At 69.7% G+C, this 22,451-nt stretch carries 27 protein-coding genes, 1 tRNA gene and 1 pseudogene; 20 read left to right on the top strand and 9 right to left on the bottom strand.

The annotated features are described in order from the left end of the window. Positions 1-3: 3 nt before the first annotated feature. Positions 4-630 (bottom strand): hypothetical protein, encoded by a 627-nt coding sequence (locus tag AB0O28_RS03210; protein ID WP_363635701.1) that lies wholly within the window; start codon positions 628-630, stop codon positions 4-6. 430 nt (positions 631-1,060) lie between these two features. Between AB0O28_RS03210 and AB0O28_RS03215 the strand changes: the two genes are divergently transcribed. The 8 genes and pseudogenes from AB0O28_RS03215 to AB0O28_RS03250 all read left to right on the top strand — a co-directional run bounded on the left by AB0O28_RS03215 (position 1,061) and on the right by AB0O28_RS03250 (position 6,747). Then, entirely contained in the window at positions 1,061-1,474 is a 414-nt protein-coding gene (locus tag AB0O28_RS03215) for a plasmid replication, integration and excision activator (protein WP_363635703.1), read from the top strand. Next, complete coding sequence (locus tag AB0O28_RS03220; protein ID WP_363635705.1) at positions 1,474-1,743, top strand: hypothetical protein; 270 nt, start codon at positions 1,474-1,476, stop codon at positions 1,741-1,743. Before AB0O28_RS03215 ends, AB0O28_RS03220 begins: the two co-directional genes overlap by 1 nt. Next, a complete protein-coding gene (locus AB0O28_RS03225; RefSeq protein WP_363635707.1) occupies positions 1,743-2,048 on the top strand; it encodes a hypothetical protein in 306 nt (101 codons plus the stop codon). The genes AB0O28_RS03220 and AB0O28_RS03225 overlap by 1 nt, the downstream gene beginning before the upstream one ends. A gap of 88 nt (positions 2,049-2,136) precedes the next feature. Next, a complete protein-coding gene (locus tag AB0O28_RS03230; RefSeq protein WP_363635709.1) occupies positions 2,137-3,564 on the top strand; it encodes an FtsK/SpoIIIE domain-containing protein in 1,428 nt (475 codons plus the stop codon). Beyond that, positions 3,561-3,716 (top strand): hypothetical protein, encoded by a 156-nt coding sequence (locus tag AB0O28_RS03235; RefSeq protein ID WP_363635711.1) that lies wholly within the window; start codon positions 3,561-3,563, stop codon positions 3,714-3,716. The genes AB0O28_RS03230 and AB0O28_RS03235 overlap by 4 nt, the downstream gene beginning before the upstream one ends. Before the next feature lie 80 nt (positions 3,717-3,796). Then, a pseudogene (locus AB0O28_RS03240) lies at positions 3,797-5,369 on the top strand (replication initiator). Continuing rightward, positions 5,366-5,611 carry a helix-turn-helix domain-containing protein gene (locus AB0O28_RS03245; RefSeq protein WP_363635713.1) on the top strand — a complete coding sequence of 82 codons (246 nt, stop codon included), beginning with the start codon at positions 5,366-5,368 and terminating at the stop codon, positions 5,609-5,611. The pseudogene AB0O28_RS03240 and the gene AB0O28_RS03245 overlap by 4 nt, the downstream one beginning before the upstream one ends. Further along, positions 5,611-6,747 (top strand): tyrosine-type recombinase/integrase, encoded by a 1,137-nt coding sequence (locus AB0O28_RS03250; RefSeq protein WP_363636163.1) that lies wholly within the window; start codon positions 5,611-5,613, stop codon positions 6,745-6,747. Before AB0O28_RS03245 ends, AB0O28_RS03250 begins: the two co-directional genes overlap by 1 nt. Before the next feature lie 56 nt (positions 6,748-6,803). On the opposite strand, the gene AB0O28_RS03255 is transcribed toward AB0O28_RS03250, so the two are convergent. From AB0O28_RS03255 to AB0O28_RS03280, 6 genes are all read right to left on the bottom strand, one after another. Then, positions 6,804-6,879 (bottom strand) — tRNA-Ala (locus AB0O28_RS03255). Positions 6,880-7,022: 143 nt separating this feature from the next. Next, positions 7,023-7,739, bottom strand: coding sequence for an HAD-IA family hydrolase (locus tag AB0O28_RS03260; RefSeq protein ID WP_363635715.1), 717 nt, complete (start codon positions 7,737-7,739; stop codon positions 7,023-7,025). 39 nt (positions 7,740-7,778) lie between these two features. Then, positions 7,779-7,898: a DLW-39 family protein gene (locus AB0O28_RS03265; RefSeq protein WP_208802288.1), complete on the bottom strand. Its 120-nt coding sequence runs from the start codon at positions 7,896-7,898 to the stop codon at positions 7,779-7,781. A gap of 304 nt (positions 7,899-8,202) precedes the next feature. Further along, complete coding sequence (locus AB0O28_RS03270) at positions 8,203-8,598, bottom strand: ATP-binding protein (protein WP_363635717.1); 396 nt, start codon at positions 8,596-8,598, stop codon at positions 8,203-8,205. Between the two features lie 142 nt (positions 8,599-8,740). Further along, positions 8,741-9,631 carry a helix-turn-helix transcriptional regulator gene (locus AB0O28_RS03275; RefSeq protein ID WP_363636166.1) on the bottom strand — a complete coding sequence of 297 codons (891 nt, stop codon included), beginning with the start codon at positions 9,629-9,631 and terminating at the stop codon, positions 8,741-8,743. 92 nt (positions 9,632-9,723) lie between these two features. Next, positions 9,724-9,963, bottom strand: a complete 240-nt coding sequence (locus AB0O28_RS03280; protein WP_363635719.1) for a DUF397 domain-containing protein — start codon at positions 9,961-9,963, stop codon at positions 9,724-9,726. Between the two features lie 300 nt (positions 9,964-10,263). On the opposite strand from AB0O28_RS03280, the gene AB0O28_RS03285 reads away from it, so the two are divergent. The 3 genes from AB0O28_RS03285 (at position 10,264) to AB0O28_RS03295 (ending at position 12,158) form a co-directional block, all read left to right on the top strand. After that, on the top strand, positions 10,264-10,662 hold the full coding sequence (locus tag AB0O28_RS03285) for an ATP-binding protein (protein WP_363635721.1): 399 nt from the start codon (positions 10,264-10,266) through the stop codon (positions 10,660-10,662). Positions 10,663-10,799: 137 nt separating this feature from the next. After that, positions 10,800-11,621 (top strand): SAM-dependent methyltransferase, encoded by an 822-nt coding sequence (locus AB0O28_RS03290; protein ID WP_363635723.1) that lies wholly within the window; start codon positions 10,800-10,802, stop codon positions 11,619-11,621. Between the two features lie 174 nt (positions 11,622-11,795). Continuing rightward, positions 11,796-12,158, top strand: coding sequence for an STAS domain-containing protein (locus AB0O28_RS03295; protein ID WP_363635725.1), 363 nt, complete (start codon positions 11,796-11,798; stop codon positions 12,156-12,158). A 168-nt stretch (positions 12,159-12,326) separates the two neighbouring features. On the opposite strand, the gene AB0O28_RS03300 is transcribed toward AB0O28_RS03295, so the two are convergent. Beyond that, the gene (locus tag AB0O28_RS03300) at positions 12,327-13,262 is read right to left on the bottom strand and encodes an aldo/keto reductase (protein ID WP_363635727.1); all 936 of its coding nucleotides are present in this window, start codon (positions 13,260-13,262) and stop codon (positions 12,327-12,329) included. A gap of 107 nt (positions 13,263-13,369) precedes the next feature. On the opposite strand from AB0O28_RS03300, the gene AB0O28_RS03305 reads away from it, so the two are divergent. The 6 genes from AB0O28_RS03305 (at position 13,370) to AB0O28_RS03330 (ending at position 19,984) form a co-directional block, all read left to right on the top strand. Beyond that, entirely contained in the window at positions 13,370-14,662 is a 1,293-nt protein-coding gene (locus AB0O28_RS03305) for an NUDIX domain-containing protein (RefSeq protein WP_363635729.1), read from the top strand. 119 nt (positions 14,663-14,781) lie between these two features. After that, complete coding sequence (locus AB0O28_RS03310) at positions 14,782-15,219, top strand: CBS domain-containing protein (protein ID WP_363635731.1); 438 nt, start codon at positions 14,782-14,784, stop codon at positions 15,217-15,219. After that, positions 15,216-16,502 (top strand): ArsB/NhaD family transporter, encoded by a 1,287-nt coding sequence (locus AB0O28_RS03315; protein WP_363635733.1) that lies wholly within the window; start codon positions 15,216-15,218, stop codon positions 16,500-16,502. The genes AB0O28_RS03310 and AB0O28_RS03315 overlap by 4 nt, the downstream gene beginning before the upstream one ends. A gap of 103 nt (positions 16,503-16,605) precedes the next feature. Next, a complete protein-coding gene (locus tag AB0O28_RS03320; RefSeq protein ID WP_363635736.1) occupies positions 16,606-16,815 on the top strand; it encodes a heavy-metal-associated domain-containing protein in 210 nt (69 codons plus the stop codon). Next, positions 16,812-17,720 (top strand): hypothetical protein, encoded by a 909-nt coding sequence (locus AB0O28_RS03325; RefSeq protein WP_363635738.1) that lies wholly within the window; start codon positions 16,812-16,814, stop codon positions 17,718-17,720. The genes AB0O28_RS03320 and AB0O28_RS03325 overlap by 4 nt, the downstream gene beginning before the upstream one ends. A gap of 26 nt (positions 17,721-17,746) precedes the next feature. Then, positions 17,747-19,984: a heavy metal translocating P-type ATPase gene (locus AB0O28_RS03330; protein WP_363635739.1), complete on the top strand. Its 2,238-nt coding sequence runs from the start codon at positions 17,747-17,749 to the stop codon at positions 19,982-19,984. 87 nt (positions 19,985-20,071) lie between these two features. Here AB0O28_RS03330 and AB0O28_RS03335 read toward each other — a convergent pair whose 3' ends face one another. Further along, positions 20,072-20,392 (bottom strand): hypothetical protein, encoded by a 321-nt coding sequence (locus AB0O28_RS03335; protein WP_363635741.1) that lies wholly within the window; start codon positions 20,390-20,392, stop codon positions 20,072-20,074. Positions 20,393-20,563: 171 nt separating this feature from the next. Here AB0O28_RS03335 and AB0O28_RS03340 point away from each other — a divergent pair, with 171 nt between their 5' ends. The 3 genes from AB0O28_RS03340 (at position 20,564) to AB0O28_RS03350 (ending at position 22,439) form a co-directional block, all read left to right on the top strand. Further along, positions 20,564-20,911 carry a hypothetical protein gene (locus AB0O28_RS03340; RefSeq protein ID WP_363635743.1) on the top strand — a complete coding sequence of 116 codons (348 nt, stop codon included), beginning with the start codon at positions 20,564-20,566 and terminating at the stop codon, positions 20,909-20,911. 25 nt (positions 20,912-20,936) lie between these two features. Then, complete coding sequence (locus AB0O28_RS03345; RefSeq protein ID WP_363635745.1) at positions 20,937-21,410, top strand: MarR family transcriptional regulator; 474 nt, start codon at positions 20,937-20,939, stop codon at positions 21,408-21,410. A gap of 195 nt (positions 21,411-21,605) precedes the next feature. Further along, on the top strand, positions 21,606-22,439 hold the full coding sequence (locus AB0O28_RS03350) for an alpha/beta hydrolase (RefSeq protein ID WP_363635747.1): 834 nt from the start codon (positions 21,606-21,608) through the stop codon (positions 22,437-22,439). The last annotated feature ends 12 nt before the right edge of the window (positions 22,440-22,451 follow it).

Below are 22,451 nucleotides of genomic sequence, written 5' to 3' on the forward strand. Positions count from 1 at the left end.
CACTCAGATTTGCTGCTGGGCGAGCCGATTCACCAGACCAGCCGTAGTGGCGAGCAGTGCGAGGGCTTCGGCACGCGTGAACTGAAAATCCTTTGTGATCTCATCGTCATGTGCGGCCCCGCTGAGCAGAGAGAAAACGTCCTCAACAAGGACCGCGAAGCGCTCATTGAGGGTTCGCTCACGAGCTCGTTTCTCAGACGCTCCCTTGGCGAGACCCTGCGCTCGTACCGCTTCTAGGACTGGCTCCAGGGCCTTGCGGGCTTCGCCAAGCGCTGCATCGAGCTGGTTGTCGCGCAGCAACCGTCGTGCCTCCTGCAGACGCCGAACGGCGGCCGCATGGTCCGCGGCCTCCGGCATTGGGACCAGCACTTCAAAGAAAGAGCCTGCATCGACACGCTCGAGTTGTGAACTCCACTCCCCCGCTTCGACAGGGAAGGTGAGGTGTCCTGAGTATGAGACAAGGGTGGGTAGCTCACCATCCACCGTCCTGACGCGGAGTGCGAGAGTGAACCACAGCTCTGCACCTCTGCGTAGTTCCTCGGCGGCTCTCAACTGATCGTCACTTACGAACCCCACGAGATGGAATTCGGTCTGCCGCACTGTCGGTGCGATGAGCTGCTCGGCCTCCAATTGGCACAGCATCCTCTGGCCTTGCTGAGACCGGCTGATGTTCAGGGCCGCCGATACTGCGAACCGGCTAGCGGAGCGCGGCTCACCTGCTCGACTTGCCCTAAGTCGCAGTTCTATCTGCGCCCCTCCTATGGCGGGCATTAGACGTAGGACATTTCGGGCAGGCTCGAACTCCAGCCGTTCGTTCCCGCCCAGATCAATCGATGCCATCACTCCAAGTCACCCTCTCAAGAGGCTATGTGTGATCACTCTCCCGCGCCAACATAGGAAGCGCTACCGCATTTCGGAGTGCACTCCTTCGACTTCGGACGTCAACCCCCCTAGACAGTCGTGGAGGAGCGCTGCTATCTTCATCCGCATAGCCCCCTAGACAGTTCTCGCGCGAACCGGCCGCCACTGTCTAGGGGGGTTGACAAGGAGGTGGTGAACGATGGCGCTGCAAGGACCCATTCCGATCAGTTTCGAGCTGCTGTTCCCGCACGGTTGCTACGTCGTGGGCGAGGTGAGCGCGGCGAAGGACTTCGACGCCAAGCGGGACACCCAGGCCAAGGACAAGCTGACCGGGCTTCCGGTGTGGCAGGTCCCGGTGATGGACGCCGACCCCTCGCTCAAGGCCGCGCAGAAGACGGTGACCGTGAAGATCCTCGCCGAGGTTCAACCGGTCGTCCCGCCGTCGCTGCCCGGGGTGCCGCTGGCCCCGGCCGAGTTCGACGGGCTGGAGGTCAAGCCGTACGTGCACCAGGCGACGGGGCGGCTGGCCTACTCGATCTCGGCTCGGACGATGCGGGCTCCCCGCTCGGCATCAGCCGGCAAGACCGGCAGCGCTGCGAAGGACGCGGCGTGATGGGGCGGCGGACGGTGCGGCCTTCGGCCGTGATCAGCCTCAACACTGGGTGCGGGGCCTCGGCCAAGACCCTGCCGTACCCGGCCCGGACGCCGGTGCTGGCGCTGGACTTCGGCGCGACCTCGGTCCTCGTGACCACCTCCGACAGTGACCAGGTCAGCCCGGCCGATGTCGAGTTCGCCCGGCAGCTCGCCCGTGAGGCGGCCTCGTTCGCCCGGTCGGTCGAGCGGCGGTTTCACGGCCTGGCCAACGGGCGCGGGGTGGCCTGATGGCGCGCGGCCCGTACACCCACGTGTCGATGTCGATCGACCCCGGTCAGCGGCCCCGCATCGGGATCTCGTTCTACGCCTCGATCACTCGGGCTCGGGCTCGGGTGCTGGAGTCCGGGCGGCCGTACCTGGTCCTGGAGTCCGACGAGGCGGACGTGACGGTCTCGACCACCGGGGCCGGCCCGGTCACCGCAGAAGACCTGGAGATCGCGCGGGAGATCTTCAACGCCGCCGCGCGGTACCTGGCCGACTGCGAACGCCTGCACGCCGAACAACACGCCCAGGCCACCGACTCGGCGGCCTGACACGCAAGCGGGGCCGCTGGAAGCGGCAACTTCCGGCGGCCCCTCAGTTCTCTCCCTGACTGCGCATCACAAGAGAGGAGTTCAGCTTATGCTCAAGCGCCTTCCCGGTGGCGAGGTGCGCAACCTCGTGTCCACCACGCCGGACACGGCGGTCGTGTTCAAACCGGCCGTCGTCCAGACCCCGGCGATCCTGACCGTCCTGGTCTTCCTCGGCCGTCTGGTCGCCGGTCTCGTCCGTACCCTCGTCGTCCACCCCATCGCGGTTGCGGTGCTCGCCGTGCCCGGGGTGATCTGGGTCCGGTACGGCTGGCCCGTCGCGGTGGCCGCCGTCACCGTCCCCGGATCGCTGCTGTTCGGCTGGATGCTGGCCGACCGGGCATCATTCGCGCGATTCCTAGGCTGGCGGCTGCTGGCCTTCTGGCGCCGGGTGTGGATCTACCGGCGGCACTGGCAACCGGTGATGATCGTGTCCGGGCTCGGCCGTCACCTCCAGGGCCGCGACTACCTACCCCGGCTCGTCCGAGTCGAGTGCGACGGCTGGGCCGACCGCGTCACCGTGCGCATGCTGTCCGGGCAGGCCGTCAAGGATTGGGCCGACCGCACCGAGCACCTGGCCCACGGCTTCGGCTCCCCCTCCTGCCGGGTCGCCGTCGCCAAGGCCGGGCGGCTCGTGCTCACCTTCCCCCGCCGCGACTCACTCGCCGAACCCCTGCCCGCCATACCGATTCCCGAGTCTTCGGCCGTGGGGGCGGTGGAGATCGGCCGGTGTGAGGACGGCACGCCGTACCGGCTCAAGGTCCACGGCACGCACGTCCTGATCGCTGGGGCGACCGGGGCCGGTAAGGGCTCGTGGCTGTGGTCGACGATCCGCGGCCTGCTCCCCGCGATGCGGGCGGGCCTGGTGCAGGTCTGGGCGCTCGACCCCAAGCGGATGGAGCTGTCCTTCGGCCGCGCGCTGTTCGGCGCGAGGTATGCGGCCGATCCGAAGGAGTGCGCCGACCTGCTCGACGAGGCGGTCTCGGTGATGCAGGAGCGGGCCGACCGGTTCGCCGGCCGCCAGCGATCGCACACGCCGACCGTCGATGACCCGTTCGTCCTGGTGCTCGTCGACGAGGTCGCCTTCCTGACGGCTTACCAGTCGGACAAGGGCCTTCGTCAGCGCATCACGGCGGCCCTGGCCACGCTTACCACGCAGGGCCGGGCGGTCGGGGTCGGCGTGATGGCCGCGCTTCAGGACCCGCGCAAGGAGGTCATGAACATCCGCAACCTGTTCCCCGACAAGATCGCCCTGCGGCTGGATGAGTCCGAGCAGGTGGACATGGTCCTCGGCGACGGCGCACGCGACCGGGGAGCCCTCGCCGACCACATCTCACCGGTCCCGGAGCTGGGCGCGGGCATCGGCTATGTCCGGTTGGAGACCTCCCCCGATCCCATCCGGGTCCGTGCTACGTACGTCTCCGACACGGACATCCGGCAGATGGTCGCCGAGTACGGCGGTCGAAGCGAGGCCGCATGAACGGCCTGGCGCACTTCCTCGACGGGCTGCGTTGCTCGGTCTGCGGCGCGCTCAACGTCCTGTGGCTCGACCCCCTGCGCGGCCTGGTCGAGTGCCACGAATGCGGCCAGATCGCCCTCACCATCCCCGAGATCGCAGAGGAGGAAAGTTGATCGACACCCATCAGGCCGGGGGAGACCAGCCGACCTCCCCCGCTCGGCTCAACGACCGGTCCACGCCTCGGGCCGTCCGCATGGCTCAACCGCTGGCGCGGGACGTGGTCGAGGAGATCGCCAAGCAGTACGGGGTGTGCATTCGCCCGGTTCCGCTGCGGCGGCAGGACATCCTCACCGGGCAGGTTGAGGTCATCGACGTGCCGTGCGGGGCCACGCTGGAGAGCAAGTGCCCGCCGTGTGCTAAGCGCAATCGGCAGCTTCGGCGGGCGCAGTGCCGGGAGGGCTGGCACCTCGACCACGAACCGGACAACCTCCCCGACAACGCCGACGAGTATCAGCGTCACCTCGTCGAGCTGCGGGCCGACGCCCAAGCCTGGCGAGACGAGGTCGAGAAGGCCGGCGGCGACACCACCGACCTGGACGCCGCCATCGAGGACCTGAACGAGGAGATCAACCGGGCCGGGATGCGCGGCAACGTCCTCGGCCGAACCTCCGGCAAGCGCTCCCGGTCCACGAAGCGGCGGCAGGACGCACCGGACCTGCCCAAACGGCAGATGACCAAAACCACCCTCGGGCGAACCTTCACCGGCTCGGACGGCAAGACCTACCGGCCCTCGATGTTCGTCACACTCACCCTCCCCTCCTACGGGCGGGTGCTGGAGGGCGCGCCCCTCGACCCCGACCGGTACGACTACGCGCGGGCGGCCCGCGACGCCCTGCACTTCTCCAAGCTCATCGACCGCTTCGTGCAGAACCTCCGCCGAGTCGCCGGATACGACGTGCAGTACTTCGCCACCGTCGAACCACAAAAGCGGCTCGCCCCGCACCTGCACATGGATCCGCGGCACCCTGCCCCGCGCGGAACTGCGGCAGATCATCGCCGCGACCTACCACCAGGTCTGGTGGCCCTCGACTGACCACGTGCGGTTCGACGGTGACCACCTGCCGGTCTGGGAGGACGGGGCCAGCTACCTCGACCCAACCACGGGGGAAGTCCTGCCGACCTGGGAACAGGCCCTCGACCAGCTCGACGCCGACGAGGACGCCGAACCCTTGCACGTGCTCCGCTTCGGCGACCAGCTCGACATACAAAGCGTGCTCGCCGGAACCCCGGACGCCGACCAGCTCATCCAGTACCTCTCCAAGTACCTCACCAAGTCCCTCGGCGACGCCCTTGGCACCGATGACCCTCGTCGGAAGGCTCATGCCGAACGGCTGCTGGAGGCGTTGCGGTTCGAGCCGTGCTCCCCCACGTGTCCGAACTGGCTGCGGTACGGGGTGCAGCCCAAGGGCGCCAAGCCCGGAATGGCTCCGGGCCGGTGCAAGGGCAAGGCGCACAAGCCCGATCACCTCGGCTACGCGGGCCGTCGCGTCCTGGTCTCCCGCAAGTGGTCCAACAAGACGTTGACCGAGCACAAGCAGGACCGGCGCACCTGGGTCCTGGAAGCCCTCGGCGTCCAAGACGAGCCGGTCGACCCACACCGCTACATCTGGCGGCCGGTCAAGCCCGGAGATCCTGAACTCGTCCCGATCGGCGTGCGCCTCCTCCGGTCGGTCCATGAACGCCAGCGCTGGCGCAACCACCTCGACCGGCTCGAAGCCGAGGCGGACGGCCAAGGTTTTTCGGCAACTGAAGGGAGGGCAGCATGACGAACGCTTTTTCACCGACCACGCCACTCCCGCCAGAGGCCCAAGGTCGTCTTCTCCGTGTCGAAGAGGCGGCCGAACGGCTGAACACCTCTGTTCGCTTTCCTCGTCGGCTGATCGCCGAACGCCGTATCTTCTTCGTCCGCGTCGGCCGGAGCGTTCGCATTCCCGAAGCCGCTCTCGAAGCGTTCATCGCGGCCGGGCTCGTCGAGCCGGTCAAAGCGCCGAAGGGACGGGCGGCGTGATGGCGAACAGAGATGGTCACCGGCGTTTCGGCAATATCCGCAAGCTTCCGTCCGGCCGCTTTCAGATTCGCTATCCCGGCCCCGATGGGCGGATCCACACGGGCTCCACGACCTACGCAACCAAGACGGACGCCGACCGTGCGCTCACGCTGATCGAAGCGCAGATGATCTCAGGGGAGTGGACGGACCCCGATCGCGGCAAAGTCCTGCTCGGCGACTATGCCCGGACCTGGATCAAAGAGCGGCCGGGCCTGCGGCCCAAGACGGTCGAGCTCTACACCTGGCTCCTTGAACGGCACATCGTTCCCGGCCTCGGCGAGGTGCCGGTCGGCAAACTCACGACAGCGCTTGTCCGCTCCTGGCGAGCCGCCCTCATAGATAAAGGTGTGTCCGTGTCCACCGCTGCCAAGGCGTATCGCCTGCTGCGGGCCGTTCTCATGACGGCGGTCGAAGAGGACAAGCTGATCAGCCAGAACCCATGCCGGATCAAGGGCGCGGACAACGAGCAGACGCCGGAGCGGCCCATTCTCACCGTCGCCCAGGTCTTCGAGCTGGCAGACCAGATGGCGGACCGGCGATTCCGCGCGTTGATCCTGCTGTCCACCTTCGCAAGCCTGCGTTGGGGCGAGGTGATCGCGCTGCGGCGCTCGGACATCGACCTCAAGGCGCGGACAGTACGCGTGCGGGAACAGCTCATCGAGCTGGACGGGGGAGACATGGTGCTCGCTCCGCCCAAGTCGCGGGCCGGCAGGCGCACCGTCAGCATCCCCTCAGCTATCGTTCCGGCGCTCGTCGACCACCTCGACCAGTTCACCGGCACAGGCGAGGACGCGTTCGTCTTTCTCGGCAAGCGCGGTGCGTTCCTCCGCGGCGGCAACTTCCGGCGGGAGGCCAAGTGGGCGGAAGCGCTCAAGGAGATGGGTGTCAAGGGCCTGCACTTCCACGACCTGCGGCACACGGGCAACACGCTCGCCGCGCAGTCGGGCGCGAGCCTCGCCGATCTCAAGGCGCGGATGGGCCACGACAGCGACCGGGCCGCGCTGATCTACCAGCACGCCACGCGTGACGCCGACCGGAAGATCGCCGACGCCCTCAGCGCGCGAGTCGAGGCGGAGCGCAATGCCAGCAAGAGCTAATGGCACGTTAATGGCACGAACGCCGCTTCCCATGATCGGAGAAGCGGCGTTTTGGCTGGTGGAGCCTAGGGGATTCGAACCCCTGACTTCCTGCTTGCAAAGCAGGCGCTCTGCCAGCTGAGCTAAGGCCCCGTGGCGGGTGCGGACTACGCGAACACGCAGATCCATAGGCCGCCGGTGCGTACACCGTAGCAACAGCCCGCACCCGAGCGCCACTCGATACCGCGCCGTGCCGCCCGCCAGGCTCCTCCGCGCAGGAAAACGATGAGGAACGATCAGGAGGCCGCGGCGGCCACCGGCGAGGCGGCGGCCTCGTTGCCGAGGACGAGCGCGGGGAAGTCGGCGACGGAGTCGATGATGTGGGTGGCCCCACCACCGAGCAGGCGCTCCTTGCTGTGGACGCCGGTGAGCACCCCGGCGACGATCGAGGCGCCCGCGCGCCGGCCGCACAGCATGTCGCTTTCGGAGTCGCCCGCCACGGCCACCTGTCGTACGTCGTCGATGCCCGACCGCAGGACGGCGGTGAGCACCATGTCCGGGTACGGACGGCCGCGTCCGGCGTCCTCGGGGCACAGTGCGAGATCCAGCATGTCGATCCAGGTGAGGGTGCTCAGCACCCGCCCCAGGGTCGCGCGGCTGAATCCCGTGATCAGAACAATCTTGAGGCCCGCGTCGCGCAGTTTCCCGATGGCCTCGACGGCACCGGGGATCGGCACGAGACCGGTCCGCTCGATGGCTCCCTCGTAGGAGCGCTCGAAGGTCAGGTTCGCGGCCTGCGCCCGAGCCTCGTTTCCGGGGAAGAGACCCCGGAACACCTCGATCTTGGGACATCCCCGGGACCTGTGCACATGCACCATGGCACGGGCATAGGCGCTGGTCCCGGGGACGATGCCCTGCGTGGCGATCGCCTCGGCGAACGCCCGTTCCACCATCTCGATGTCACCGATCGTGGTCCCGGCCAAATCAAGGCAGGCCAGCTTCACGGGGGTCATTCCCGCACCCTTGCCACGATCAAGCACCATCCCTGGTGGTCAGTTCTCGCTGCCGGTGGCCTCGGTCCACAGATCGAGCTCGGCGCGGTCGGCCTGCACCTTGCGCCAGACCAGAAGCCCGCCGACGGCGACCAGAGCGAGAACAAGCAGCTTCTTCACGGTGTGACCCCACTTCTCGACGGTCTCACCTGCCGGGTGAGACAACGCCCGGTTCTACGGTTCCCTGCAGCCTAGCAAGGCTTCGGCGTCCGACCCGGATTGCCCGAAATTTCGGGGAACCAAAATCGAGATTACGGCTCGCCCGCCTGGTGCGCCGTCCGGCCCTGGCGGCCAGGCGACGAGATCAGAAGTGCCCAGCTCATAGCGGCGCTAACCCTGACGGCAGCCGGGGTTCGGGGAGTCGGAGACGTCTGGTTTCGGTCAGGCGACCCAGGCTCCGCTCTGAGCGGAAGTCCAATGACGATCAGGGAAGCGTCACGCAGAGGCGGATCGTCGTCCCCTCGGCCCCCGTACGCACGACGAGGTCGGCCAGGCGGTTCATGAGCCACAGGCCGCGTCCCCCGAAGTCGAAGCGCGTCGCCGGCTCCTCGCGTTCGAGCACCTCGTCGGGAATACCGGGGCCTTTGTCGGTGATCTCGGCCACCAGCACCCCCGCCTCTCGCCACATGGCGATCCCCCGTGGCGGCGAGCCGTATCGGACGGCGTTGGTGACCGCCTCGTGCACGGCGAGGACGAAGTCCTCCAGCGCCACGCCTTCAAGCCCGGCCTCCTGCGCCGACACCATGACGAGATGCCGCACCCTGGTGACCGAACTTCGGTCGAACTCCAGGCTGAGCAGGCTGCCCGCCAAGGTTCTCACCGCCCTCCTGCTTGCCCCACAGCGTGGTAGTACTCCACTTACCGCCCCTGCGCACCTGACACGTATTTTCGGGTACGGCTTGCGCCACCGTCTCCTGTGGGCGTATCGCAACGGAGGTCGCGCTCGCGACGCTAGCGCATCGTCACAGCTCCGTCATGAGCTGCAGCAGCATACGCTTGGTGTCCGCCGCAGGCCTCGCCTGGATGCACAGTCGTTCCATGACTGCGAGATAGCGGTCGATATCCTCCCGTTTCTCCAGGTAGATGGCGCTGGTGAGCTGTTCGAGGTAGACGACGTCCGGCAGGCCGACCCCTGCGAAGCGCAGAATGCTGAACGGCCCGCCCGCGGCGGCGTGCCCTCCGGCGGTGAACGGGATGATTTGGAGCGTTACACGGGGCAGGGCGATCATTTCGAGCAGATGCTCGATCTGGGCCCGCATCACCTCGGGACCGCCCACCGGGCGGCGCAGCACGGCCTCGTCGATCACTGCCCAAAGACTGGGAGCATCCGGGCGGGTCAGCACCTCCTGGCGGTCCATCCGCAGCCGGACGCGGCGCTCGACCTCCCCGGCCGAGGCGTCCGGATGGCCGAGTCGCACGACCGCTTCGGCGTACGCCGGGGCCTGCAGCAGCCCGGGCACGAACTGCACCTCATAACAGCGGATCGTGCTCGCCGCCTGCTCCAGGCCGACGTAGGCCTCGAACCAGGAGGGCAGGACGTCGTCGTACTTGTGCCACCAGCCGGGAGCGTTGGCCTGGGCGACGAGGGAGAGCAGCGCCTCCCGCTCGCTCTCGTCGGTGACGCCGTACAGAGTGAGGAGGTCGGCGACGTCGCGGCGACGGAACCCGACGCGTCCGAGCTCCATTCTGCTGATCTTCGAGTGGGAGGCGCGGATGGCGTGGCCGGCCTCCTCCAGGCGGATGTGCCTGCTCTCACGCAGCCGGCGCAGCTGGGTGCCGAGGAGGATACGCAGGACGGTGGGGCTGCGGCGTGATCGTGCCGCCAGATCGAGCGGGTGAGGCACACCCTCCATAGGGGCCGCAGTCATATGGGGTCCTTTGAGGTGCGCCGGTGTTTACGCCACGTTCACGATACTCGCCCTGCCGTCCCACGCAAGTGCCGAGATCATTTGTCCAAGAGGTCGTCGAATTCGCCCTCCTTGGCCGATCGGAGGAATGCGGCCATGTCCTGGCGGGGCACTACCAGCGCCGGACCTGCCGGGTGCCGGGAGTTGCGCAGAGCCACCCGGCCGTCGGGCAGCTCGGCGATCTCGACGCAGTTGCCACTCGGGTTGCTGTGCCGACTCTTGCGCCAGGCCTGCTGCCCCAGGTGAGATGAGGGCATTCCGTTGTAGAACACGGACATGGGGCGCCTCTTTCGGAATCCGAGCCCAACCGATGCCTTTCGTGCGTTTGCACGTGCATCTGTACTTGCACACGAGCATCAATGGGAGCAGTATGACTTACTGAGTCATCCCGCCACATGGTCGACATCAACCTCATAAGGCTCTCAATGACTGGTTATCGGACAGACCGCGCTTCCCTCGCAGAAGCCGATAGCGGCGCCCGGGATCCTTGGCTGGGCACGCTTGAGCAGGTCTTTCCGGATGGCAAGCGCTGGCCCTGGACCTACGGAGAGGAGCCGTGCGGCGTCCCCCAGGTGGCGGTGCACGAGTTCCATCGGGAGAGCCTCGCCGCGCGCACCGCGCGGCACTTCACCACCGGCGTGCTGCGGACCTGGTCGATGGAGGACGTCGCCGACGACGCCGCGCTCGCGGTCTGCGAACTGGTCACCAACGCGCTGCGCCACGGCCTGCGGCATCAGGCCATCCATCCCCTGCCGGTGCGGCTGTTGATGTTCCGATCGTCGCGCGCGCTGCTGTGCATGGTGACCGACCCCAGCAACGACGCGCCGGTGTTGCGCGAGCCCGACTACGTGTCCGAAACCGGACGCGGCCTGCAGGTGGTGGCCGGAGTCAGCCGCATGTGGGGCTGGACACGGCTGCGTCCCGTGGGCAAGGCCGTGTGGGCCGGCTTCACCGCGGAGGCCGACGGCTACCGCTGATCCTCCCCGGTTCACAAGGCCCGTCCGTCCCATCGCCCCGGCCGCCGTGACGGGCTCGCAACGCGACACACGTACGAATCCTCAATTTGGCCCGTCTCGCACCGGTACTATCGGTCATCAGGGCTGAACGGAGGATCATGCCGGGTTTCTCCCCGGTCGAGCCTGTGGGTTTCGACCCGTCCGTCCCGAACGAGGCCCGGGTCTACGACTACTGGCTCGGCGGGAAGGACAATTTCGCCGCGGACCGAGAGGCCGCGGAGGCGGCGCTGCTCATCGCGCCCGAGCTTCCCCTGATGTGCCGTGAGGGGCGGAAGTTCCTCCGCAGGAGCGTACGGTTCCTGGCCGGCATCGGGATCCGCCAGTTCATCGACATCGGCTGCGGCCTGCCGACGCAGGGCAACGTGCACGAGATCGCACGGGGATGCGCCCCCGACGCCCGCGTGGTCTACGTGGACAAGGATCCCGTCGTGGTCAACCACGGCCAGGCGCTGGTGGAGGAGGACGAGCGCGTCGCGGTGATCCAGGGCGACGTGCGCGATCCCGACTCGATCCTCACGCATCCGCGGCTGCGGGAGCTCGTGGACCTCGACGAGCCCGTGGGCGTCCTGCTCGTCTCGGTCCTGGCCGCGATCAACGACGACGACCTCACGAGGGCCATCACGGCACGCCTGCGCGAGGCGATCGCGCCCGGCAGCTACATGGTCATCAGCCACGCGATCTCCGACCTCCGGCCGGAGGTGACCGGCAAACTGGCCCTGCTGTTCGCCAACGAATGGGCGGCCAAGGACGACGGCCGCCTGCGACTGCCCACCCAGGCCGAGATCCTGCCGTTGTTCGGCGACCTGGAGATGGTGGAGCCCGGCCTCGTCCAGGTGCCCGAATGGCGGCCGGAGCCGGACGAACTGCGCCCGCCGAAGAACACGGTCTGGGCGGTCGGCGGCGTCGGCCGCAAGCGTTGACAGAAGCGCCGCGGCGGGACGACGCCGACAGTGGTCGTTGGTTGAATATTAATTGGCCAACCATTGACAGATGCGCGGTCAGACGGCCACGCTCAGTGAGTATTTCCGCTTCCAGCTAGGAGGTGGGACCGTGACGTCGTTCACCATGTCCTACTCCGCAATCCTTCACCCAGGATGGGCGCGCATCGCGCCGTGCACCGGTTCGCCGTACCGGTGCGTCTCGTGAGGTCGTCCGGCGGCCATCAGGGCGTTCTCTACATCGACACCTACCTCAGCGTCAGATGGTCCCCCGCGGACTCGTCGGTGATCCTCGATGGCGAGGTCGACGTGTCCAACAGCGCCGCCCTGGCGACCGCGCTCGCCGAGGCGAGAAGCAGACGTGGCGAGATCACCGTCGACGCCGGCGCTCTGCGGTTCATCGACCTTGCGGGGCTGCGGGCCCTGCTCGCTCCGGCGTCCCCCGCGGCGGGCGACGCCGTACGGCTGCGCAACGTGCCGCCCTACCTGCGCCGTCTCCTGGAGATGCTCGACGACTGACCCGCCCGCCCGCCGGGGGCTCGCACGGCCGCGCACGTCCCCGCGGCGGGACGCGCCGACCGGCGGGCTCGATGGGTACGCCGAGGGTGCGGGCAGGCCGATCGGCTGTGCGGCGAGTACGCCGAGGGTGCGGGCAATGCCGAACACCTGTGCGGCGACCGCCTCCGCTCAGCCGGCGATCTCGTTCAGCTCCTTGAGCGCCGCCTCGTCCGGCCGCCACGCCGCGGCGGCGACGTTGGACTTGATCTGCTCGGGCCGGGTCGCCCCCGCGATCACCGAGGAAACGGCCGGCTGCGCGAGCAGGCCGCCGATCGCGATGTCCAGCAGGGTCACCCCCTGCCGTTCGGCGAACTCCCGCAGCCGCTCCACCACCTCGAACCGCGCGTCGGTCAGGTACTGCGGCCGGTCCGCGAGGCGGGTGCCCGACGGCGGCTCCTCCCCGCGCCGGTACTTGCCGGTGAGCAGGCCGTTGGCGAGCGGGAAGTAGGGCAGCAGCCCGATGCCGTGGTGCAACAGCGCGGGCACCAGCTCCCCCTCCACCCGCCGGTCGAGCAGGCTGTATTCGTTCTGCGCGCTCACGAAACGCTCGAAGCCTCCGGTGCGGGCGATCCAGTCCGCGTCGGTGACCTGCCAGGACGCGAAGTTGGACGAGCCCACGTAGCGGACCTTGCCCTCCCGCACCACGTCCGTCAGGACCGACAGAGTCTCCTCGATCGGGGTGGACGGGTCGGGGAAGTGCAACTGGTAGAGGTCGATCCAGTCGGTCTTGAGGCGGCGCAGCGACCGCTCGACCGCCAGGCGGACGTACCGCCGCGAGGCCCGCGCGCCCCAGTCGGGCCCGTTGGCGCCGTGCACGTCCCCGCCGAACTTGGTGGCGAGGACGACCTGGTCACGCCGCCCCTTCAGCGCCTCGCCGAGCAGCGCCTCCGACTCGCCGTAGATGTCGGCGGTGTCGATCAACGTGACACCGGCGTCGAGCGCCGCGTCGACCACGGCACGCGTGGCGTCGAGGTCGAGCCTGCGGCCGAAGTTGTTGCCGCCCAGGCCGAGAGCCGAGACGACGAGCCCCGAGTCGCCCAACCGCCGGTAGGTCATTTCGGTCATGTCCTGCATCCCTTCTCCACGAAGCCGCTCCCCAGGGAGAGCTCTCCTCACCGTATTTCGGCCCCCTTCGGCAGCGGACGCCGGACCGTACGCGAGAGGATGCCGGCATGACCTCCGTGCGGCACGGCGTCCGGGCCATCCTGTTCGACGGCGACGACATCGTCCTGTTCCGGCGCGTACGGCCGGAGCGTGAGCCGTACTGGGTCACGCCGGGCGGCGGCGTGGAGCCCGCCGACGCCACTTTGGAGGCGGCGCTGCGCCGCGAGCTCGACGAGGAGCTCGGAGCGACGGCGGGGCCGGCGCTGCACGTGTTCACCCTCGCCGAGCCCGGCCGCCTGAGCAGCGTCTTCGCCTGCCGGCTGATGTCACTCGACCTGTCGCGCCGCAGCGGCCCGGAGTTCCTCGAACCGGACATCGGCCTGCACCAGGTGCGGCGCGTACGCCCGGAGGAGGTCCGCGCGCTGAACATGGTCCCGGCCGAGCTGGGGGAGTTCATCGCCGCGAACGCCGCGACCCTGCCCGCGCTGCTCGACGCCGCGACGTACGCCCCCGGACGGTATCGGCCGGTCGTCGACGTGCATCTGGTGCTCACGGACGGCGGGAAGGTGCTGCTCGGCCGCCGCCGGGGCACCGGCTACGCCGACGGGGAGTGGCAGATCATGCCGTCCGGGCACCTGGAGGAGGGGGAGTCGGTGGTGGACGCCGCCGTACGGGAGGCCCGCGAGGAGCTCGGCGTCGAGGTGGACGGCTGCGAGGTGGTGCACGTCATGCATCACCGCAACGCTGGTGGAACGGCCCGCATCGGGATGTTCCTCGTGGCGCGCTCGATCACCGGCACGCCGGTCAACGCCGAGCCGCACAAGTGCGCCGAACTGGGCTGGTTTCCACTTGACCGGCTGCCCGAGCGGACCGTGCCGTACGCACGGGCGGGCGTCGAGGCCGTGCGGCGGGCACTCGCCGTGCCGCTCGCTCCCGGGTCGCCGGTCTTCTCCCTGCACGGGTGGGACGTCCCCGGTTCCGCCGACCTTGCGGCCGAGGCCGTACGCGCCGGGTTCGAGGAGGTCACGGTCTGCCTGGCCGGTTGGCTCGACGGCGCGGTGCTCGTCCACTGCGACGACGAGACGGACCGCCTGCCCGCCACCGTCGTAGGGCCGGGTGAGGCAGTGGAGGCGGCGTTGGCACGGCTCGCCCCGGTGGGGAAGGTGACCTTCGCCGGCGCGGACGACTACGTCTCGGCCCGGGGACGCCCCGGCCGCCGTCTGGCCTTCTCCGCCCGGCTGACGGAGGCGCCCGAGGGCATGGTCCCGCTGCCGGCCGGGTCGCTCGGACGCCTGCCGTACTCCGAGGGGGTATTTGTCCGCGCCTCTTCGGGGCTTTTGTGCGGGTTGCCGGGCCGATAGCCTGGGCCGGGGCGTGCCGGGAAGTCTGGTCGGCGAAGGGGTCCCCCATACCCGGGGGCCGGACCGGCGACCGGAAGGCAGGATGTGAGCACAGCCACTCGCGGCGGGCAGGTGAGAGCATGCGTGCCCGCGATCTCGTAGTGCCGTTTCCCACCGTGGAACTCGACTCCCCCGTGGCCGACGCCGCGCGCCTCATGGCCGAGCGCGAACTGCCCGGCCTGATCGTGCTGGACGAGCGCGGGGCTCCGGTGTCGATCCTGCCCGGCACGCAGGTGCTGCGCCTGGCCGTGCCGAGGTACTGCCAGGACGACCCCGCGCTGGCCCGGGTGATCGACGAGGCGCACGCCGACGCGTTCGTCCGCGCGCTGGGCGAGCGCACGGTCCGCCAGGCGATGCCGGAACGGCCGCGCGAGCTCCCGGTGACCGATCCCGACGCCACGCTCCTGGAGGTCGCCGCGCTGATGGCGCGCACCCGCAGCCCCCTGGTCGCCGTGCTCGACGGCGACCGCCTGCTGGGCGCGGTCACGCTCTCCGCACTGCTCAAGCGGCTCACATGACGGTGACCGCAAGGGTGGCGGCGATCGTCTTCGTCGCCACGTACGTCCTCATCGCCAGCGAGAAGGTCCACCGGGTCAAGGCCGCCCTGGGCGGCGCCGCGATCATGCTGGTGGTCCACGCGACCGCGGCGGACTCGGCGTTCTTCTCGCAGGAGTCCGGCGTGGACTGGAACGTCGTCTTCCTGCTGCTGGGCATGATGATCATCGTCGGGGTGCTGCGGCAGACCGGCGTGTTCGAATACCTCGCCATCTGGGCCGCCAAGCGCGCCAGGGGCCGGCCGTTCCGGCTCATGGTGCTGCTTCTGGTGATCACGGCCCTGGCGTCGGCGCTGCTGGACAACGTCACGACCGTGCTGCTGATCGCGCCGGTCACGTTCCTCGTCTGCGAACGCCTCGCGCTGCCGGTCGCGCCGTTCCTGATCGCCGAGGCGATGGCGTCGAACATCGGCGGCACGGCGACCCTCGTCGGCGACCCGCCGAACATCATCATCGCCTCCCGCGCCGGGCTGACCTTCAACGACTTCCTCGTCCACCTCGCGCCGCTGGTGATCGTGCTGACGGCGGTCTTCATCGGGCTGTGCCGGCTGCTGTTCCGCAAGGCGTTCCGGTACGACCCCGAGCGAGCGGCCGAGATCATGCAGCTGGACGAGCGGGCGGCCATCCAGGACAAGGTCATGCTGGTGCAGAGCCTGTCCGTGCTCGGTGTGGTCATCGCGGCGTTCGTGCTGCATCCGGTGCTGCACTACGAGCCGTCGGTCGTGGCGCTGCTCGGCGCGGGGCTGCTCGTCCTGGTCACCAAGATCACCACCGACGACGCGCTGCGCGAGGTGGAGTGGCCGACGCTGGTGTTCTTCGCCGGGCTGTTCGTGATGGTCGGCGCGCTCGTGGAGACCGGTGTCATCACCCAGGTGTCGCAGGCCGCGGCGGAGGCGACGGCCGGGCGGCCCGGGGTGACCGCGATGGTCCTGCTCTGGGCGTCGGCCGGGCTGTCCGCGATCGTCGACAACATCCCCTACGTCGCCACCATGAGCCCCATCGTGGCCGATCTCGCGCAGCACGTGCCCGGCGACCCCAACGTCCTGTGGTGGGCGCTCGCGCTCGGCGCGGACCTCGGCGGCAACGCCACCGCCGTGGGCGCCTCCGCCAACGTCGTCATCCTCGGCATCGCCGAGCGCAACGGCACCCGGATCAGTTTCTGGCAGTTCACGAAGTATGGCCTGGTGGTCACCGTCGTCACGGTGGCCCTGTGCGTGCCGTACCTCTGGCTGCGCTATCTCCTGTAGACCGTCGGGCCCCCTCTCGAAGGGGGCCCTGTCTTGACGCGGAAATACCATAGGGGGGTATGGTGTTGTCGTCGATGAGGAACGAGTTACAGGAGTGATCGCCATGACCGCCACCTACACCGTCACCGGTATGACCTGCGGCCACTGCGTCAGCTCGGTCAGCGAGGAGGTGGGCGCGGTCGCCGGCGTGACCGACGTGCGTGTGGACCTCGCCTCCGGCCTGTTGACGGTCGAGACCGACGACGGCGTCGACGACGCGGCCATCGTGGCGGCCGTCCGGGAGGCCGGATATGACGTGGCGGGCGTCTCGTGAACACCTCCGCCCGGCTCGGCGCGTACGCCGCGGGCCTCGGGGTGATCTTCATTGCGGCCCTGGGGGCGGGGACCGCGCTCGGCGCCGGCGAGCCCCCGCGCACGCAGCCGCGGCCCGTCCACGGTCACCCCGAGCCGGCGGCCGGCCACGCCCACACGGGCGCCGAGGAGGCCGAGGAGGCCGCCACCACGGTGCCGGCGGGTCTGCAGATCAGCCAGGACGGCTACACGCTGGTCCCGCTGACCACGACGCTCCTGCCGGGCAAGGCCACCGATTTCCGCTTCACCGTCACCGGGCCCGACGGCGCGCCGGTGACCCGCTACCAGGTGAAGCACGAAAAGAAGCTGCACTTCATCGTGGTCTCCCGGGACCTCGGCGGCTTCTGGCACCTGCACCCGGAGGAGGCCGGCGACGGGTTTTGGACGGTCCGGCTCACTCTGCCGGCCGCCGGGACCTACCGCGCGTACGCCGACTTCGCCCCCGAGGGCGGGCCGGATCTGACGCTCGGCACCGATCTGAACGCCCCGGGCCCTTACGAGCCCCGGCCGCTGCCGGCACCGGATCGTACGGCGCGGGTGGACGGATACACGGTCACGCTGGCGGGCGACCTCGCGCCCGGCCGGGTGAGTAAGCTCGTGTTCACGGTGAGCAAGGACGGCGAGCCGGTCGGCGACCTCGAACCCTATCTGGGCGCCTACGGCCACCTCGTCGCGATCCGCGCGGGCGACCTGGCCTATTTGCACGTGCACCCCGAGGAGGGCACGACCCCGGCGGCCGGGGTGACCTTCGCCGCGTCGGCGCCGAGCGGCGGCGACTACCGCCTGTTCCTCGACTTCAAACACGAGGGAACCGTCCGCACGGCCGCCTTCACGGTTCACGCGGAGACGGCCGGGCACAGCCGTTGACAGCATGACGCGAGAAAGGAGTGGTGATGCCGGCGACAACCGGTGACCGGCCTACTGGCGCGGTCGAGCTTTCGATAGGCGGCATGACCTGCGCGTCGTGCGCCAACAGGATCGAGCGCAAGCTCAACAAGCTGGAGGGCGTGACCGCCAGCGTCAACTACGCCACCGAGAAGGCCAAGGTGTCCTTCCCGGTGGACCTGGACCCGCAGGCGCTGGTGGCGGAGGTGGAGAAGGCCGGCTACACGGCCACGCTGCCCGCGCCGCCCACGCCGGAGCAGACCCCCGAGGAGCCCGCCGACGAGCTCGCCTCCCTGCGCACCCGGCTGTTCGTCTCCGTCGCGCTCGCCGTACCGGTGATCGCGCTGGCGATGGTCCCCGCCCTGCAGTTCACGTACTGGCAGTGGCTGTCGCTCACGCTCGCGGCCCCGGTCGTCGTGTACGGCGGCCTGCCGTTCCACCGGGCGGCCTGGACCAACCTGCGCCATGGCGCGGCCACGATGGACACGCTCGTGTCGCTGGGCACGATCGCGGCGCTGGGCTGGTCGCTGTGGGCGCTGTTCCTGGGCGACGCGGGCATGCCGGGCATGACCCACGGGTTCGATCTGACCATCTCCCGCGGCGACGGCTCCGGCGACATCTACCTCGAGGCCGCGGCCGGGGTCACGGCGTTCATCCTGGCCGGGCGCTATTTCGAGGCCCGATCCAAGCGGCGGGCGGGCGCGGCCCTGCGGGCGCTGCTCGAACTCGGCGCCAAGGACGTCGCCGTCCTGCGCGACGGCGGGGAGGTCCGCGTCCCGGTGGGCGAGCTGGCGGTGGGCGACCGCTTCGTCGTACGGCCGGGGGAGAAGATCGCGACCGACGGCGTGATCGAGGAGGGGACCTCGGCGGTCGACGCCTCGATGCTCACCGGCGAGTCGGTCCCGGTGGAGGTGCGGGCCGGTGACGCGGTCACCGGCGCGACGGTGAACGCGGGCGGCCGGCTGGTCGTGCGCGCCACCCGGGTCGGGTCGGACACCCAGCTCGCGCAGATGGCGCGGCTGGTGGAGGAGGCCCAGACCGGCAAGGCCGAGGTGCAGCGCCTGGCCGACCGCATCTCCGGGGTCTTCGTACCGATCGTCATCGCGCTGTCGGCCGCCACGCTCGGCTACTGGCTCGGCACGGGCGAGGGCGCCCAGGCGGCCTTCACCGCCGCGGTGGCGGTGCTGATCATCGCCTGCCCCTGCGCGCTGGGACTGGCCACGCCGACCGCGCTGCTGGTCGGCACCGGCCGCGGCGCCCAGCTCGGCATCCTGATCAAGGGTCCCGAGGTGCTGGAGTCGACCCGCGCGATCGACACGGTCGTGCTCGACAAGACCGGCACCGTCACCGAGGGGAAGATGACGCTGGCCGGCGTCGTGGCCGCCGAGGGGGAGGACCCCGAGGAGGTGCTGCGGCTGGCCGGGGCTTTGGAGCACGCCTCCGAGCACCCGATCGCGCAGGCGATCGCCCGGGGGGCCGCCGGGCGGGTGGGCGTCCTGCCCGCGCCGGAGGACTTCGCCAACGTCGAGGGCCTCGGCGTCCAGGGGATCGTGGACGGCCACGCCGTCCTGGTGGGACGGCCCGCGCTGCTGGCCGAGTGGTCCCAGCACCTGCCCGCCGACCTGACGCGGGCTCTGCGGGAGGCGCAGGCCGCCGGCCGTACGGCGGTGGCGGTGGGCTGGGACGGCTCGGCCCGCGCGGTGCTGGTGGTGGCCGACGTCGTCAAGCCCACCAGCGCCGAGGCGATCGGGGACCTGCGTGCGCTCGGGCTCACGCCGGTGCTGCTGACCGGCGACAACGATGCGGTCGCGCGCGCCGTCGCCGCCGAGGTGGGCATCGACGAGGTGATCGCGGAGGTGCTGCCGGCCGACAAGGTCGACGTGGTGAAGCGGCTGCAGGCCGAGGGCAGGACCGTGGCGATGGTCGGCGACGGGGTCAACGACGCCGCCGCGCTCGCCCAGGCCGACCTCGGGCTCGCCATGGGCACCGGCACCGACGCGGCCATCGAGGCCGCCGACCTGACCCTGGTCAGGGGTGATCTGCGGGTGGCGGCCGACGCGATCCGGCTGTCGCGGCGGACACTGCGCACGATCAAGGGCAACCTGTTCTGGGCCTTCGCCTACAACGTCGCGGCCCTGCCGCTGGCCGCCGCCGGGCTGCTCAACCCCATGATCGCCGGGGCGGCGATGGCGTTCTCCAGCGTCTTCGTCGTCAGCAACAGTCTCAGGCTCCGGCGCTTCCGCTGAGGGTTACGGGGCCGGGTCGTCCACAGCCTGTGGACGACCCGGCCTCCGTCGTGTGCGGCACTGACGTGTCCGGCGGGCGGCGGATGGTCAGCGGGGCAGGCGGCGGCCGGTCTCCTCGATCACCTGCCGCAGGACCGGGGCGATCTCCGGACACTCCGTCAGGACGTCCTCGATCCGGGCCCGCCAGGCGGCGACCTCGGCGGACAGCGCGTCCTCGTGCGCCCGGCCGGCACGCGAGGCGTCTTCCCGTTGCAGGCGCCGGCGGGTGCCGGTCAGGTCGAGCGCGTATCTCTGCCCGAGATGGCGCCCGAGCGCTTCACCGAGCCACCAATAGACGTCGTCCGTGGCGGCCGCGACGAACACCCTCGCGCTGTCCCACGCCACGCGCTCCTTGTGGATAACGGCCACGTGTTCGACGGTACGCCCCGGCTCTCCGGGGGGCAATGGCCGCTTCGCCGGTCGTTCTCACACGGGATTTTGGTGTCCGGCCGGGAGTGCCCTGAGTTTGCCGCTACCGATCTTCGGATACGAAGAGTGACGATCGAGCACTTTGAGTGACATCTGAGATGAGGAATCTGCATGCACCGCCCTATCCGCCTTCTGCCCCTGGCCGCTCTGACCTGCGTGGGCCTGCTCACCGCCGCGCCCGCGTTCGCCGACTGCGGCTGTGACACGCCGAGGGCCGCCACCCCCGCCACTCTGGATCTCGACGCGAGGGCCGACGTGGGCCTCGGCCTGGGCCTGGGCCTCGCCGTGGACCTCGACCTCGACCTCGGCCTCGACGCGCGGGCCGGCGCGGAGACCACGGACTGCGCCACCCCCCCGGGTGCTGCACCGGTGCCGTTGACGGGCCGGCGTGACCCGGCAGGCGCCGGGTCACGCCTCCGGAACACCTCGTGCCCGATTGGACCGTCCACGTGCGGATAGCGGGCCAGGCTCCTACAGTGGAAGGATGACCAGCACACAGAGTGAGCAGCGGGTCCCCCGTGTCCTCGACGACAAGATGTGCTTCGCGCTCTACGCGGCCTCCCGTGCCGTCACCGGCCTCTACCGGCCCCTACTCGACGAGATGGGCCTCACCTATCCGCAGTTTCTGGTCCTGCTGGTCCTGTGGGACGGTCCCGAGGAGGGCGTCACGGTCAAGGAACTCGGCGCCGCGCTGCACCTCGACTACGGCACGATGACGCCACTGCTCAAGCGCCTGGAGGCCAACGGCCTGCTGCGCCGGGAGCGCCGCGCCGACGACGAGCGCACGGTGCAGATCACGCTGACCGAGGAGGGCGCGGACCTCCGGGGCCGCAGTGACGGCGTCTTCGCCGCGGTCGGCGACGCGATGGCGCTCGATCCCGAGGAGTTCACCCGCACGCTCGCCACACTGCGCCGCCTGACCGAGAACGTCACCGCGTACGCGAGCCGGCGGGGCTGAGGGCCGGCACCGCCCTTCTCCACGTGCCGCGACGTCATCGGCACCTTCGTGGTCTTACCGGCCCGCTCATCCCGTGGTTCATCGCAGAGTTCATCGTAGACAATTACCTTGCGCACAAGTTAATCGTGGTCTAGTCTCTAGCGCGTACCACGAAACCGGTTGCGGAATCGCAGCGAAGATCAGAAGGAGCACGCCGTGGCGTACGTCACCGTCGGCCAGGAGAACAGCACCGACATCGACCTGTACTACGAGGACCACGGCAGCGGGCAGCCGGTCGTGCTCATCCACGGCTACCCGCTGGACGGTCACTCGTGGGAGAAGCAGATCCCGGCCCTGCTCGACGCCGGCTACCGCGTCATCGCCTACGACCGCCGCGGCTTCGGCCGGTCGAGCCAGCCCACCGTCGGCTACGACTACGACACCTTCGCCGCCGACCTGAACACCCTGCTGGAGACTCTCGACCTGCGTGACGTGATCCTCGTCGGCTTCTCCATGGGCACCGGCGAGGTGGGCCGCTACCTCGGCACGTACGGCTCGGGCCGGGTGGCCAAGGCGGCGTTCCTGGCCTCCCTCGAACCGTTCCTGCTCAAGACGGAGGACAACCCGGAGGGCGTCGACGGCAGCGTGTTCGAGGGCATCCTCGAGGCCGTGACCAAGGACCGGTACGCCTACTTCACCGACTTCTACAACGCCTTCTACAACACCGACGAGAACCTCGGCACCCGTCTGAGCGAGGAGGTCGTCCGGGCCAACTGGAACACCGCCGCGGGCGCCTCGTGGTACGCCTCGGCGGCGTGCGTGCCCACATGGACGACCGACTTCCGGGCCGACGTCCAGAAGATCGACGTGCCCGCGCTCATCGTGCACGGCACCGCCGACCGCATCCTGCCCATCGACTCCACCGGCCGCCCGTTCCACCGGGCGCTTCCCCAGGCCGAGTACGTCGAGATCGAGGGCGCCCCGCACGGCCTGTTGTGGACCCACGCGCAGGAGGTCACCGACGCGCTCATCGCCTTCCTGGCGAAGTGACGCCCGGGCGGG

The sequence above is a fragment of the Microbispora sp. NPDC088329 genome (assembly GCF_040685655.1).
Classification (GTDB): Bacteria; Actinomycetota; Actinomycetes; order Streptosporangiales; family Streptosporangiaceae; genus Microbispora.

Coding starts and splice junctions, on each gene's coding strand:
- AB0O28_RS03215 (WP_363635703.1), top strand. CDS start 1,061: ATGGCGCTGCAAGGACCCATTCCGATCAGTTTCGAGCTGCTGTTCCCG.
- AB0O28_RS03220 (WP_363635705.1), top strand. CDS start 1,474: ATGGGGCGGCGGACGGTGCGGCCTTCGGCCGTGATCAGCCTCAACACT.
- AB0O28_RS03225 (WP_363635707.1), top strand. CDS start 1,743: ATGGCGCGCGGCCCGTACACCCACGTGTCGATGTCGATCGACCCCGGT.
- AB0O28_RS03230 (WP_363635709.1), top strand. CDS start 2,137: ATGCTCAAGCGCCTTCCCGGTGGCGAGGTGCGCAACCTCGTGTCCACC.
- AB0O28_RS03235 (WP_363635711.1), top strand. CDS start 3,561: ATGAACGGCCTGGCGCACTTCCTCGACGGGCTGCGTTGCTCGGTCTGC.
- AB0O28_RS03245 (WP_363635713.1), top strand. CDS start 5,366: ATGACGAACGCTTTTTCACCGACCACGCCACTCCCGCCAGAGGCCCAA.
- AB0O28_RS03250 (WP_363636163.1), top strand. CDS start 5,611: ATGGCGAACAGAGATGGTCACCGGCGTTTCGGCAATATCCGCAAGCTT.
- AB0O28_RS03260 (WP_363635715.1), bottom strand. CDS start 7,739: ATGACCCCCGTGAAGCTGGCCTGCCTTGATTTGGCCGGGACCACGATC.
- AB0O28_RS03275 (WP_363636166.1), bottom strand. CDS start 9,631: ATGGAGGGTGTGCCTCACCCGCTCGATCTGGCGGCACGATCACGCCGC.
- AB0O28_RS03280 (WP_363635719.1), bottom strand. CDS start 9,963: ATGTCCGTGTTCTACAACGGAATGCCCTCATCTCACCTGGGGCAGCAG.
- AB0O28_RS03290 (WP_363635723.1), top strand. CDS start 10,800: ATGCCGGGTTTCTCCCCGGTCGAGCCTGTGGGTTTCGACCCGTCCGTC.
- AB0O28_RS03295 (WP_363635725.1), top strand. CDS start 11,796: ATGGGCGCGCATCGCGCCGTGCACCGGTTCGCCGTACCGGTGCGTCTC.
- AB0O28_RS03300 (WP_363635727.1), bottom strand. CDS start 13,262: ATGACCGAAATGACCTACCGGCGGTTGGGCGACTCGGGGCTCGTCGTC.
- AB0O28_RS03305 (WP_363635729.1), top strand. CDS start 13,370: ATGACCTCCGTGCGGCACGGCGTCCGGGCCATCCTGTTCGACGGCGAC.
- AB0O28_RS03310 (WP_363635731.1), top strand. CDS start 14,782: ATGCGTGCCCGCGATCTCGTAGTGCCGTTTCCCACCGTGGAACTCGAC.
- AB0O28_RS03315 (WP_363635733.1), top strand. CDS start 15,216: ATGACGGTGACCGCAAGGGTGGCGGCGATCGTCTTCGTCGCCACGTAC.
- AB0O28_RS03320 (WP_363635736.1), top strand. CDS start 16,606: ATGACCGCCACCTACACCGTCACCGGTATGACCTGCGGCCACTGCGTC.
- AB0O28_RS03330 (WP_363635739.1), top strand. CDS start 17,747: ATGCCGGCGACAACCGGTGACCGGCCTACTGGCGCGGTCGAGCTTTCG.
- AB0O28_RS03340 (WP_363635743.1), top strand. CDS start 20,564: ATGCACCGCCCTATCCGCCTTCTGCCCCTGGCCGCTCTGACCTGCGTG.
- AB0O28_RS03345 (WP_363635745.1), top strand. CDS start 20,937: ATGACCAGCACACAGAGTGAGCAGCGGGTCCCCCGTGTCCTCGACGAC.